We start from the raw sequence: 12,940 nt of genomic DNA, 5'->3' as shown, positions 1-12,940 counted from the left end.
GGATATAGGGCGGAGGTTTCCCAAGGCCGCTAACGCACGATGTCCCGACAGCTTTCCTCCGGCGATCTGCTCGCCGACCGCCGCTACGCCTATGCCGAGGCCTGCCTCGCCGAGGACGACCCCGCCGGGGCGGCGGAGATGGCGGAGCAGGTGCTGGAACGTGCGCCCGGCTACGCGCCCGCTTGGTTCCTGCTCGGGCGTGCCCGCGAAACCGTGTTCGGACAGAGCCGCGACGCGGCCGACCGGCAGGCGGCGCTGTCCGCTTTCGAGCGGGCGCTGGACTTCGACCCGGAGGACACGCTCGGCAGCCGCCTGCATCTCGCCGCGCTCGGCGGGGGCGATGCGCTCGCCGCGATCACGCCGGCCTATGTTCGGGCGCTGTTCGACGGTTACGCGCCGCGCTTCGAACGGCATCTCGTGGACGAACTCGGCTATTGCGGGCCGGCGTTGATGCTCGCGGCCCTCGACGCGCTGCCGCGGCCTAACGCGCGTGGTGCGCCGCAACACTTCTCGAACGGGCTCGATCTCGGCTGCGGCACGGGTCTGATGGGGCGGGCGCTGTCGGGCCGGGTCGGGCGTCTGGCGGGCTGCGACCTCTCCCCCGCCATGCTGGCGCTGGCCGGCCGCACCGGTCTCTACGAGCGCCTCGCCGAGGCCGACCTCGTCACGTTCCTCGCCGCCGAGCCCGAGGCTTCCGCCGACCTGGTCGTGGCCGCGGACGTCTTCATCTATCTGGGGGATTTGACGTCGGCGCTGTCTGGAATAGCCCGCGTCTTGCGGCCCGGCGGGCTGGCCGCCTTCACCGTCCAATCGCCGCAACCGGAGGAATCGGGCGTCGTGCTCGGGGCCGACGGGCGCTACGCCCATGCCGACACCTACCTGCGAGCGGCGGCCGCGCAGGCGCGTCTGAACATCGCCGAGATGCGCCCGGCGGCCATTCGGTGCCAAAGGAAGTCTAACGTGCCGGGGCGGATCTTAATCCTACACAAACACTTGATCCGCGCCGGTGCAATGGACGCAACCGGACAGCCGTAATACCGTTGTGCTGCGGAGCAACATCAGAGGAACCGATGGCTGACGAGTCGAACAAGGCCTTTCCGGCAAGTCCGGTGACACGTGTCCCAATTGCGCTGATGCTCGCAGGCACCGCAGGTGCCGCCGACTCGATCGGCTTCCTCGAATTCTCCCAGCTCTTCATGTCGTTCATGAGCGGCAACACCACGCGCTTCGGCGTGGCCGTCTCGGGCTTCGACTGGGACGGCACCACCCGGTTCGCCAGCGTGATCGCGCTGTTCTGCTTCGGCGCCTGCATCGGCACGCTGATCGCAGCCTGGTCCGGCCGGTTCCGGCTCTCGGTCCTGCTGAGCATACAGGCGGTGCTGTTTGCGATCGGCCTGTTCGTCCCGTTCGGCACCACGGCCTTCCCGCTCCACGCCTACCCGATCGTGCTGGCGCTCGGCATCCAGAACGCGACGCTGCAGGACGAGGCGGGCCGCAGCCTTGCCATCACCTACGTCACCGGAACGGTGGTGCGCTTCGGCGCGGGCATCGCCAACCTGATCCTGCACAAGCCCAACCCCTCGTTCTGGCTGCAGGCGCCGCTCTGGGGCGCCCTCAGCACGGGCGCGGTGATGGGCGGCTTCCTGCACGGCTGGTACGGCGAGAAGGCCTTCCTGTTCCCGGCCGGACTCGCGGCGCTGCTGGCGGTGGTCGCGCTGGTGCTCACGGTCCTGCTCAAGGACACGCCCTACGTGTCCGGCGTCGCGGCCCCGCAGCCCGACGCGCATCCGGAGGCAAGGCCGACGGCGACCGTTCGCGCCGCGCGCTGACGCTCGGCTAGCCGTCAATCGTCCCCAGGGCCGCCGCGCAGCCGTTTGACGCTGCTGCGGCGGCTCTTCTCGTCGAGGCGCCGCTTCTTCGAGGCCAGCGTCGGCCGGGTGGCGCGGCGCGGCGTCGGCGGCACTGCCGCTTCCGCCACCAGCGCCGCGAGCCGTTCGCGGGCATCGGCCCGGTTGCGCTCCTGCGTGCGGAACCGCTGGGCGTTGATGACGAGCACGCCCTCCCCCGTCAGGCGCCGGCCGGCGAGCCGCATCAGCCGCACCGCCACGGCATCGGGCAGGCTGCGGGAGCGGCGCACGTCGAAGCGCAGCTGCACCGCCGTGGACAGCTTGTTGACGTTCTGTCCGCCCGGGCCCGAGGCGCGCACGAACGCCTCCTCGAGCTCGGCCTCGTCGATCTCGATCTGCGGCGTGCATTGAAGCGCCACGGCGGGTTCCCTTCCTTGACCGGCCCGTCGGCCCTCAACCGGCCTCGCCCGGCGTCCGGGCCCGCACCGCGAGAGCGTGCAGTCCGCGCTGGAAGGCCTCGTCGAGAAGCCCGTTGACGATCCGGTGGCGGTCGACCCGGCTTTTCCCCTCGAAGGCCGCCGAGACGACATCGAGCCGGAAATGGGTCTCGCCCTCCGGCCGGGCGCCGGAATGGCCGGCATGCAGGTGCGACTCGTCGGTGACATCGAGCGCGGTCGGTGCCAACTCGGCCTCCAGGCGCCCGGCGATCCAGTCCTTGAGAGTTCCGGTCATCATGTCCTCGCTGTGAAGGGACGCGCTACGGCCGTGTTTCGGCCCTGTGTCGGAGGCGTTTGCCCGGCGCGGTCCCGGCACAAAAGCGTCAACCCCGGATCGATGCATGCGGCATCAGGCCCGACGGCCTTTTCGTCGGCGCCTCCGCCCCTCATAATCGGCCCGTCATGGATCTCAACTCGCCGCTGTTCGACCGCATCCGTATCAAGCCGACCTGTGACGATCCCAAGCCGGGAGCGAAGACGGGGGCGAAGGCCGGCGCGCGCGCGAAGGCCGGTGCGGCCACGGCCGAGGCGTCCTGCGAGGCGGAGGGCTGCACCCATCCCGGCCTCTACCGCGCCCCCAAGGGCCGCCGGCAGGAGGGACAGTACTGGCGCTTCTGCATCGACCACGTGCGCGCCTACAACGCCTCCTACAACTACTTCGACGGCATGAACGACGCCGCGGTCGAAGCCTACCAGAAGGATGCGATCATCGGCCATCGGCCGACATGGTCGATGGGCATGAACGCGGCCGCCGCCGCGGCCGAGGGCAAGGCAAAGGGGGCAAAGGGCGCCCAGCCCGAGGCCGAGCGGGATTGGGCCTATGCCGACCCGCTGGGCATCCTGCGGGCGAACGGCGTCGGCGGCGGGGCGGCGGGCCGGCGTCAGGCCGAGCCGGAGCCGCAGCGTCCGCGCCATTCGGCGGCGGTGCGCAAGGCGCTCGACGTGATGGGGCTCGACGAGGCGGCCGATACCGCGGCGATCAAGGCGCAGTACAAGACGCTGGTGAAGCGCTTCCACCCGGACGCCAATGGCGGCGACCGCTCCTTCGAGGAGCGCCTGCGCGACATCATCCGCGCCCACGACGTGCTGCGCGCCGCCGGGCTGTGCTGACCCGCCCGGACCGTCACGGATGCCGCTACGAGGGGGCGACGGCGCTGCCGCGAACGGGCAATGCGCCGAAAGCCGGTCCGCCCGGCGGCGGGTGGGGCGGCAAATGTCCGCGCGTGCCCTATATTTCCCGGAGACCGCTTCCTCGTGAAGCCGGCTTCCCCGGATGAACCGTTCTTCTCGCCGAGGCTTCTTTCTGGCTGAGCCCCCTTGGCGATGCCGAGGGGCGGCGATTAAGGAAGACATCCGCCCGCTTCCCTGTGGGCCGCCCGGCAGGTGAGTGACGATTGAAAGCGCGGTCGCGCGGGTTCACGCCCGCTCCCGGCCGCCCCGATGAGGTTCCGTATGCTGTCTGACGAAACGCCCGCTTCCCTGCCCGACCGCCAGGTTTCCGTCCGCGAGGTGTTCGGCATCGACCTCGACCTGAAGGTGCCGGCCTATTCCGAGCCCGAGGAGCATGTGCCGGATCTCGATCCGGATTACATCTTCGACCGGGAGACGACGCTGTCGATCCTGGCGGGCTTCGCCCGGAACCGCCGCGTGATGGTCACCGGCTATCACGGCACCGGCAAGTCGACGCATATCGAGCAGGTCGCCGCACGGCTGAACTGGCCCTGCATCCGGATCAACCTCGACAGCCACGTCTCGCGCATCGACCTCGTCGGCAAGGACGCCATCGTCCTGAAGGACGGCAAGCAGGTCACCGCCTTCCAGGACGGCATCCTGCCCTGGGCCTTGCAGAACAACGTCGCCCTCGTCTTCGACGAGTACGATGCCGGCCGCCCCGACGTGATGTTCGTGATCCAGCGCGTGCTGGAGCTGTCCGGCCGCCTGACCCTGCTCGACCAGAAGCGCGTCATCCGCCCGCATCCGGGCTTCCGCCTGTTCGCCACCGCCAACACGGTCGGCCTCGGCGACACGTCCGGCCTCTATCACGGCACGCAGCAGATCAACCAGGGTCAGATGGACCGCTGGTCGATCGTGACGACGCTGAACTACCTGCCGCACGACCGTGAGGTCGACATCGTGCTCTCGAAGTCGCCGCACTACCAGAACGAGAGCGGGCGCGACACGGTGAGCCGGATGGTGCGCGTGGCCGATCTGACCCGCAACGCGTTCATGAACGGCGACCTTTCGACCGTGATGAGCCCGCGCACGGTCATCACCTGGGCCGAGAACGCCGACATCTTCCGCGATATCGGCTTCGCCTTCCGGGTGACGTTCCTCAACAAGTGCGACGAGCTGGAGCGGCCACTGGTGGCCGAGTTCTACCAGCGCGCCTTCGGCAAGGAGCTGCCCGAGAGCGCGCTCAACGTCGCCTTGAGCTGATCTGACGGTGGCGTCCCCGTCCACGCGCGGCGTGTGGCGGGGACGGCGCCCCTCTCCCCGTGACCGGGGGCGATCCCCCGGCCGGGCCTCCGAACTCGATCCGGTGGCGTCCGCGAAGATATGGCCCTGACCAACCGCCCCAAGACCGGCGACCGCAAGGAACCGGGCGCCGAGCCGCTGAAGCGCTCGGTGGCCGGCTGCCTGCGCGCCATCGCCAAGCGGCCCGACATCGAGGTCACCTATGCCAGCGACCGGCCGGCGCTGATCGGCGACAAGGCGCGCCTGCCGGAGCCGACCCGGCGGATCACCTCCGAGGACGCGGCGATCTTGCGCGGGCATTCCGATTCCATGGCCTTGCGCCTCGGCTGCCATGACACCAGCGTCCACCGCCGCCTCGCCCCCGACAACGCGGCCGCCCGCGCGGTCTACGATGCGGTCGAGCAGGCGCGCGTCGAGGCGATCGGCTCGCGCCGCCTGGACGGCGTGGCCGCCAACATCACCGCGATGCTGGAGGACCGCTACCACCGCGGCGGCAAGTACGAGAACATCACCGACCGGGCCGACGCGCCGATGGAGGATGCCGTCGCGCTGATGGTGCGCGAGCGCCTCACCGGCCAGAAGCCGCCGCCCGCCGCCGCCCGGATCGTCGAGCTGTGGCGCGAGCATATCGAGGCACGCGCCGGCAAGAACCTCGACGGATTGCTCGGTTCGCTCGAGAACCAGCGCAGTTTCGCCCGCTCCGTGCGCGACCTGCTCTCCTCCCTCGACATGGCCGACGAGACGCCCCTCGATCAGGACGACGAGAGCGACGAGGACGAGAACCAGGCTCAGGACGACTCGCAGCAGCCGAGCGAGGGCGAGGCGGAGGAGCAGAGCCAGGGCGACCGTGCCGAGATCGAGGTGACCGACGAGGCCACCGACGAACTCGACGAGGGCGCCACCGAATCCGCGGACGCCCCCTCCGGCGAGCTGCCGGAAGAGGCTGAGGATGCGGAATCGGAGGAGGCTTCCGAATCCTGGCGCCCCCCGAGCCAGCGTGGCAATGAGCGCACCGGCCCCGACTACAAGGTCTACAATCCGCGCTTCGACGAGACCGTCGAGGCCGAGGATCTGTGTGACGCCGAGGAACTCGCGCGCCTGCGCAGCTATCTCGACAAGCAGCTCGCCCACCTTCAGGGCGTCGTCGGCCGCCTCGCCAACCGCCTCCAGCGCCGCCTGCTGGCGCAGCAGAGCCGCGCCTGGGACTTCGATCTCGAAGAGGGCCAGCTCGATCCGGCCCGCCTCGTTCGCGTCGTCACCGACCCGTTCCAGCCGCTCTCTTTCAAGCAGGAGAAGGACACCGACTTCCGCGACACGGTGGTCACGCTGCTGCTCGACAATTCCGGCTCGATGCGCGGGCGCCCGATCACTGTGGCCGCGACCTGCGCCGACATCCTCGCGCGCACGCTGGAGCGCTGCGGCGTGAAGGTCGAGATTCTCGGCTTCACCACCCGCGCCTGGAAGGGCGGCCAGTCCCGCGAGGCGTGGCTCGCCGGCGGCAAGCCGCCCGCCCCCGGCCGCCTCAACGACCTGCGCCACATCATCTACAAGTCCGCCGACGCCCCGTGGCGCCGTGCGCGCAAGAACCTCGGGCTGATGATGCGCGAGGGGCTCCTGAAGGAGAACATCGACGGCGAGGCCCTGGACTGGGCCCACAAGCGCCTGCTGGCGCGGCCGGAGCAGCGCCGCATCCTGATGGTGATCTCCGACGGCGCGCCGGTCGATGACTCGACGCTCTCGGTCAATCCCGGAAACTACCTCGAGCGCCACCTGCGCTACATGATCGAGGAGATCGAGACCCGCTCGCCGGTCGAACTTCTGGCCATCGGCATCGGCCACGATGTGACGCGCTACTACCGCCGCGCCGTGACGATCATCGATGCCGAGGAACTCGGCGGCGCGATGACGGAAAAGCTCGCCGAGCTGTTCGAGGAGAACACCGGCGCGTCACGCGGCGGCGGGATGAAGCGAGTGGCCGGGCGGCGCTGAACGTCTGGTTGATCGGAGCGGTAAAGCTTCGATTGGCAAGCGTTCCTCGGCGGCCTACCCTGCGGACGAATGGCCGCCAGCGAGGATCTTCCGATGTCGGGTGATGTGCGGGGGCCCCACGTTGGCTTCTCAGGATCGAGGGGGCGGCGCTGCTCGTCTGTGCCCTCGCCGGCTATGCCTGGGCGGGGCAGTCCTGGTGGCTCCTGGCGGCCCTCATCCTGCTCCCCGACCTCAGCATGATCGGGTATCTGGCCGGTCCCCGAATCGGCGCGGCGAGCTACAACGCCGCTCACACGACCGTATTCCCGCTTTTGCTGCTGGCAGCCTCATTAGGGCTCGGGAATGCGATGGCGGCCGGACTGGCGCTCGTCTGGCTGGCGCATATCGGGCTCGACCGCGCCGTGGGATACGGGCTGAAATACGTCAGCGGTTTCAACGACACTCATCTCGGCCCGCTGGGACGAGCGAGCGAGAGGTCACGCGTAAAACTCTGCCGCGTCTGACGCGAGCGCTCGAGCGCTTTCCGACGAACTGGATGCCGGTTCGGCGAAAGAATGCGCGTTGAAGCAAAGGCCTGGAGACGCCGGCCTGATGCCCTCAGGTCGGATACGGCTCTCGGGCGCGGACGGCTATTTCTTGCGGTCCGAGCCGTCCGTCTCCATGCGGGTCAGGATCATGCGGCCCTCGAAGCCGTCGAAACCGCCGCTATAGGTGAACCGGTTGAGGGCGAGCTTCTGTCGCCGCTCCGAGGTCAGCTCGCTGCCCTGATGAAGATGGTGTGCGTTCCCGATCTGCTGCCGCCCCTTCGCGGGTGGTGTGCTGTACGGCTTCGGCATTCAGGCACTCCCCTCGGTCCTGCGTTCGAGTTCGATTCGCGTCTCAAACTAGAGAACGGCACCGCTTGGCGACAGGTGCCACGATCGGGACCGCGTCAGAACGGACTGACCGGAAAAAATCGAAGATACAGCTCGGCATATTTCCCGTCGTCCCACACCCGCTGCAATGCGTCGTCGAGGGCGCGGGCCAACGCCGCGTCCTCGGTGCGGGTGACGAAGCCGATGCCTTCGCCGAAATAGCGATTCTCGAGATAATTGCCGCCGGAATAGGCGCAGCAGTTCTCGGCCTCCTGGCCGTTCAGCCAGAGCGCGAGGCTCAAGCCGTCGGCGAACAGGTACTCGACCTCGCCGCGCTTGAGCGCGCTTTGGGCCGCCGAGAGATCGGTGAAGGTCTTTCGCGTGGCGTTGGGGAAAAACGCCTTCAGATAGGCCTCGTGGGCGCTGCCCTCGACGAGGCCGACGCTCCGCCCCGCGAGTGTGGTCGCCGAGGGGTCGGGCAGGCTGCGGTCCTTGCGGGCAATGAACCGGGCCGGCCAGCGGAAATAGGGCCGCGTCGCCAGGAATCGCGCGCGCAGCCCCGGCGTCAGGGGCACCGCGGCGGCCACCACGTCGCCCTGCTTATCGGCGAGCGCATCGAGCAGCGTGTCGAAGCGGCGCGCCTGCACCGTGCACATCACCGTCAGCCGCTCGCAGACCGCGCGGGCGAGTTCCACGGCAAAGCCGGTCGGCGCGCCGTCGGGGCCCGCGAAATGGAGCGGCGGGAACTCGTCATCGGTCATGAACCGAATCGCCCGCCCCGTCTGCGGCGCCTCGACCCGCTCGCCGCGGGCCCGGGGATTCCAGAAATTCGGAATGCTGACCGACGGGGCCGCCGGGTTGGACGACTGTTGTGCCTGTGCAACATTGGTTAATAAAGCGATGACGGTTGCTGCCATTACCCGCCGCATCCTGTGGTGGCGGATTGACCCTTGGGTTGTCGGTTCGGAACAATACACGTCCATGGAGAGGTCCTGGCCCATGCCTCTCCCTAGCACGGCGCGGGCCCGCGGGAAGCCGTTGCCCTGTCCGACCTCGACCGCCGTCGGAGCAGCCGGGCCGCTCCGCTCCCGCCGGAAATCGGCTTCCTCGCCGCCGAGGGCGTGCCCCTCGAGACGCTGAGCCGGGCCGCGATCATCGCCCGTCGCTGCGGCACCGACGCCGCCACGACCCTTCTCAACGAGGGGCTTCTCTCCGAGGAGGCGTTCTACCGCGCGCTCGCCCGCCGGCTCGGAGCGACCTTTCTCGACGGGCCGCTCGCGATCGGCGAGGGCGTTCCGTACGCACGCTGTCTCATCTCCGGTGCCGCGCCGCTCGCGGTCTCCGAGGGGGGCGAAACCGTCGTCGCGGCACCGCGCGGCGCCGCGGTGGCGCGACTGATCGCGGCGGCGGACCGGCTGGCACAGCCTCCGGCCATCACGACGCCGACGGCCCTGCGGCAGGCCCTGTTCGCCCGGAACGGGGCTGCCATCGCCGAGGACGCTTCGGAGACTCTGGGGCGTCTTCGTCCCGAGTGGTCCTGCCGGCCCGGTCCGCTGGCGGTCGACCTGGCTTTGGCCGGCGGCGTGCTCGCCCTCGTCGTCCTGCTCGCCCGCCTCCCGACGGCGTCGGGCTTCGTCCTGCTGCTGCTGGTGCAGGGTCTGATGCTGGCCCTGCTGACCTTCCGCCTCGCCGCAGCCGCGATCGGAGCCGCCGAGATCGTGCGCGCCGATGTGTCCGAGCCAAGACCGGTGCTACTGACGGACGACGCGCTGCCGACCTACACGATCCTCGTCGCGCTCTACCGGGAGGCGCCGGTGGTGCCGCGTCTTCTGGGAGCCTTGCGCCGGCTCGACTATCCGGCGGCCAAGCTCGACATCAAGTTCCTGCTGGAGGCCGACGACCACGAGACCGCCGCGGCGTTCCGCGCGACCCCGCTCCCGGCCCGCTTCGAGATCGTCACCGTGCCGGAGGGGATGCCGCGCACCAAGCCGCGGGCGCTGAACGTGGTCCTGCCGCTCGCCCGCGGCGAGCACCTCGTGGTCTACGACGCGGAGGATGTGATCTCGCCCGAACAGCTTCGCCTCGCCGCGACGCTGTTCGCCCGCGCGCCGGCCACGACCGCCTGCCTCCAGGGCCGCCTCGTGATCGACAATCACGGCGATGGCTGGCTGCCGCGCCTGTTTGCCATCGAGTACGCGGCTCTGTTCGACGTGCTCGGCCCGGCCCTGGCCGCCTGGCGGATGCCGACGCCGCTCGGGGGCACCTCGACGCATTTCCGCACCGGCGTCCTGCGCAAGCTCCACGGCTGGGATGCCTGGAACGTCACCGAGGATGCCGATCTCGGCCTGCGCATGGCGCTCGCGGGCTACCATGTCGGCGACCTGCCGAGCGCGACCTTCGAGGAGGCGCTCGCCCACCCGCGCAAGTGGCTGCGCCAGCGCACCCGCTGGATGAAGGGTTTTTTGCAGACCAGCTTCACCCACGGCCGGCGCCCGCTCGACCTCTATCGCCGGCTCGGCGCGGCGGAGAGCCTGTGCGTGCTGGCGCTTCTGCCCGGCACCGTGATCTCGGCCCTGTTCTATCCGTTCATGCTGCTCGGCGGCCTTGCCGACCTGATCATCCCGGCCGCGGACGGCGACAGCCTCGCCATCGTCAAGCGGGCGGCCTCCGCGACGGTGTTCCTCGGCGGGCTTGCGGCGATGTACCTACCCGGCCTCGTCGGCTGCCTCCGGCGCGGATGGTTCGATCTCATACCGCTCGTGCTGCTGTTGCCGGCCTACTTCCTTCTCGGCAGTCTCGCGGCGTGGCTCGCCGTGTTCGAGCTGGCGCGGCACCCGCACCGCTGGAACAAGACCGAGCACGGGCTGGCCCGCACCTCCCGCACGGGAGCGCTCGCGCGGCGCCCGGCCGGCGGCATCAGATCCGCTTCGACAGCTCCGCCGCCGTGTCCGCTGCCGGCCGGTTGAGGTTGACCGCGCCGACGAAGCCGTTGCGGGCGTCCATCAGGTAGACGAGCGCGGTGTGCTCCATCGTGTAGTCGCCGCTCGAACTCGGCACCTTCTTGGCGTAGGCGCGGAAGGTCTTGACCGTCGCCGCCACCTGCTCGGGGCTGCCGGTGAGGCCGGTGATGCGCGGATCGAAGCTCGACAGGTAGGTCTTGAGCGAGGCGGGCGTATCGCGCTCAGGATCGACGCTGACGAAGGCGACCTTCAGCGCGTCCGCCTTGGGGCCGAGCGCCGCCAGCACGTCGCTGATCTGCTGCAATGTGGTCGGGCAGACGTCGGGGCAGTGGGTGAAGCCGAAGAACATCAGGTAGGGCTTGCCGGCAAAATCGCGCTCGCTGACCGTCGCGCCGTCCTGGTTCACCAGGGTGAAGGGACCGCCGATGCCGCTCGGGCCGCTCTGCGGATGCTGCGGCACCAGCGTCATCACCAGCGCGACGGAGATCGCCACGAGGCCGGCCACGAAGGCGGCAAGCGGCAGGAGAACGCTGCGGGACGGACGCATGAGGGCCTCGAAGGCGTGTCGGTGGAGGCGGCCCGACCGGCGCGGCGGCCGCGTGGAAATGGCCCGACCCATGGCATCGCCGAAGGGAAAGCGGCGGTTCGAGCGTGTCGGGCAACACCCTCACATCACAGAGCCGGGGCGTGCCGCAAGCCCGCGCGACGCCGCAAGGCGACCGGTCGCGCGGAGCCTTTGCAGCCGGTTCAGGAGGCTTCGGCCCGGATCTCGACGGCCCGGTCCGCGCCGCGGGCGTTGTGCCGGCGTAGGGCTTCGCCGACCATCAAGAGCGCCGGGCCTTCGAGCCCCGAGGCCTCGACGCGTTCCGCAAGGTCGGCGGCGGTGCCGGCCACCGTCGCCTGCTTGGCGCGGGTCGCGTTGAACACGACGAGGGCCGGCGTGTCGGGCGCCAACCCCTCGGCGACCGCCCGCTCCAGCAAGACGCGGAGCGTGCGCTTGGGCATGTAGACCACGGTGGTGACGCTGCGGTCGGCGAGCGCGCTCCAGTTCAGATCCTCCGGCAGCGCGCCGCGCCGGTCATGGCCGGTGACGAATTGCAGGCGCCGGGCCGCGTCGCGATGGGTCAGGGAGACGCCGAGGGCCGCCGCCGCGCCCTGCGCCGCGCTGACGCCGGGGACGATGGTGCAGGGAATGCCCGCGGCCTCGCAGGCCTCGATCTCCTCGCCGGCCCGGCCGAAGACGAGCGGGTCGCCGGATTTCAGCCGCACCACCTGCTTGCCGGATTTGGCCAGCGAGACCATCAGCGCGTTGATGTCGTCCTGGCGGCAGGAGGGGCCGTGGCCGGTCTTGCCGACCAGCATGGTCCGCGCCTCGCGGCGGGCATAATCGAGGATCTCGGGGGCGACGAGGTCGTCGTAGAGGATCACGTCGGCGTTGCGCAGGGCCCGCAGGGCCTTGAGGGTGAGGAGTTCCGCATCGCCCGGCCCGGCCCCGACCAGGGTCACCGCGCCGCCAAGCGGCAGCGCCTCGGCCTGACCCATCAGGTCGGCGAGGTCGGCTTCCGTCGGCGTGCGGTCCGGTTCGGCGAAGGCGCGGTCGGTGAAGCGCTCCCAGAAGCCGCGCCGCTCGGAGAAGCCGTGGAAGCGGGCCGAGACCGCCTCGCGCCAGTCGCGGGCGGCGGCGACCCAGTGCTTGAAGCCGCGCGGCAGCATCGCCTCGATGCGCGCGCGCACCGTCTGCCCGAAGACCGGGGCGGCGCCTTCGGTCGAGATGCCGACGACAAGCGGCGAGCGGTTGACGATGGCGCCGAACTTCACGTCGCACAGATGCGGCCGATCGACGGCGTTGACGATGGCTCCGGCCGCGCGTGCTGCCGCGACGAAGGCGATGCAATCGTCCTCGTCCTCCATGGCGCCGATGGCGAAGGCCGCGCCCTGTAGGTCTTCCGGGGTCCAGCGGCGCTCGTGCAGGGTCACCGAGCCGGCGGCGATCTCGGCCGGCACGCCGCGCAACTCCTCGCTCGGCGCCTCGGCATAGACATCGACCCGCGCGCCGGCGGCGGCGAGCAGCTTCACCTTCCAGGGCGCGCCGCCATTGGAGCCGGCGAGCACCGCCCGCTTGTCCTGGAGCGGCACGAACACGGGTAGCACCGCCAGCGGCTCGAGGCCGGCGCGGGTTTCGCGGGGTTGGCGGGGCGTGCTCATGGTCTTTGTGTGCGACTCGACTCAGGGGTCCGGTCCGCCTCGCCCATCCGCCGAGGCTGCTTTGCAGCACCTCAGGAACGGGGCGAGAGTGGGACGGAGAACCTGAAAACTGC

Annotated in this window: 13 protein-coding genes; 7 read left to right on the top strand and 6 right to left on the bottom strand. The window is 70.1% G+C overall.

From position 1 onward, the window contains the following. Positions 1-39: 39 nt before the first annotated feature. Both ASF53_RS20030 and ASF53_RS20025 read left to right on the top strand, forming a co-directional pair. Positions 40-1,035, top strand: coding sequence for a class I SAM-dependent methyltransferase (locus tag ASF53_RS20030; protein ID WP_056202771.1), 996 nt, complete (start codon positions 40-42; stop codon positions 1,033-1,035). 35 nt (positions 1,036-1,070) lie between these two features. Then, the gene (locus ASF53_RS20025) at positions 1,071-1,829 is read left to right on the top strand and encodes a YoaK family protein (RefSeq protein ID WP_056202767.1); all 759 of its coding nucleotides are present in this window, start codon (positions 1,071-1,073) and stop codon (positions 1,827-1,829) included. 14 nt (positions 1,830-1,843) lie between these two features. On the opposite strand, the gene arfB is transcribed toward ASF53_RS20025, so the two are convergent. Next, complete coding sequence (gene arfB / locus ASF53_RS20020) at positions 1,844-2,266, bottom strand: alternative ribosome rescue aminoacyl-tRNA hydrolase ArfB (protein ID WP_012254510.1); 423 nt, start codon at positions 2,264-2,266, stop codon at positions 1,844-1,846. Positions 2,267-2,300: 34 nt separating this feature from the next. After that, positions 2,301-2,579 (bottom strand): BolA family protein, encoded by a 279-nt coding sequence (locus ASF53_RS20015; RefSeq protein WP_056203840.1) that lies wholly within the window; start codon positions 2,577-2,579, stop codon positions 2,301-2,303. 167 nt (positions 2,580-2,746) lie between these two features. On the opposite strand from ASF53_RS20015, the gene ASF53_RS20010 reads away from it, so the two are divergent. From ASF53_RS20010 to ASF53_RS25295, 4 genes are all read left to right on the top strand, one after another. Beyond that, positions 2,747-3,454 (top strand): J domain-containing protein, encoded by a 708-nt coding sequence (locus tag ASF53_RS20010; protein ID WP_056202764.1) that lies wholly within the window; start codon positions 2,747-2,749, stop codon positions 3,452-3,454. A gap of 342 nt (positions 3,455-3,796) precedes the next feature. Beyond that, the gene (cobS, locus tag ASF53_RS20005; protein WP_056202761.1) at positions 3,797-4,780 is read left to right on the top strand and encodes a cobaltochelatase subunit CobS; all 984 of its coding nucleotides are present in this window, start codon (positions 3,797-3,799) and stop codon (positions 4,778-4,780) included. A 120-nt stretch (positions 4,781-4,900) separates the two neighbouring features. Beyond that, complete coding sequence (cobT, locus tag ASF53_RS20000) at positions 4,901-6,808, top strand: cobaltochelatase subunit CobT (protein ID WP_056202759.1); 1,908 nt, start codon at positions 4,901-4,903, stop codon at positions 6,806-6,808. A gap of 134 nt (positions 6,809-6,942) precedes the next feature. Further along, positions 6,943-7,311: a DUF4260 family protein gene (locus ASF53_RS25295; protein WP_156635706.1), complete on the top strand. Its 369-nt coding sequence runs from the start codon at positions 6,943-6,945 to the stop codon at positions 7,309-7,311. A 126-nt stretch (positions 7,312-7,437) separates the two neighbouring features. On the opposite strand, the gene ASF53_RS19995 is transcribed toward ASF53_RS25295, so the two are convergent. Further along, positions 7,438-7,644, bottom strand: coding sequence for a hypothetical protein (locus tag ASF53_RS19995; protein WP_056202757.1), 207 nt, complete (start codon positions 7,642-7,644; stop codon positions 7,438-7,440). A gap of 95 nt (positions 7,645-7,739) precedes the next feature. Continuing rightward, positions 7,740-8,663, bottom strand: a complete 924-nt coding sequence (locus ASF53_RS19990) for a transporter substrate-binding domain-containing protein (protein ID WP_056202755.1) — start codon at positions 8,661-8,663, stop codon at positions 7,740-7,742. A 120-nt stretch (positions 8,664-8,783) separates the two neighbouring features. Between ASF53_RS19990 and ASF53_RS19985 the strand changes: the two genes are divergently transcribed. Further along, on the top strand, positions 8,784-10,628 hold the full coding sequence (locus ASF53_RS19985) for a glycosyltransferase family 2 protein (RefSeq protein WP_056202753.1): 1,845 nt from the start codon (positions 8,784-8,786) through the stop codon (positions 10,626-10,628). Here ASF53_RS19985 and ASF53_RS19980 read toward each other — a convergent pair. Next, positions 10,579-11,169, bottom strand: a complete 591-nt coding sequence (locus ASF53_RS19980) for an SCO family protein (RefSeq protein WP_056203837.1) — start codon at positions 11,167-11,169, stop codon at positions 10,579-10,581. The two genes, ASF53_RS19985 and ASF53_RS19980, sit on opposite strands and share 50 nt — an antisense overlap. Before the next feature lie 200 nt (positions 11,170-11,369). Beyond that, on the bottom strand, positions 11,370-12,827 hold the full coding sequence (gene cysG, locus ASF53_RS19975; protein ID WP_056202752.1) for a siroheme synthase CysG: 1,458 nt from the start codon (positions 12,825-12,827) through the stop codon (positions 11,370-11,372). Positions 12,828-12,940: the final 113 nt, after the last annotated feature.

This window comes from Methylobacterium sp. Leaf123 (genome assembly GCF_001423405.1).
Taxonomy (GTDB): domain Bacteria; phylum Pseudomonadota; class Alphaproteobacteria; order Rhizobiales; family Beijerinckiaceae; genus Methylobacterium.
The sequence above is the reverse complement of the archived record's forward strand: the minus strand, read 5'-3'. Positions and strand labels throughout refer to the sequence as shown.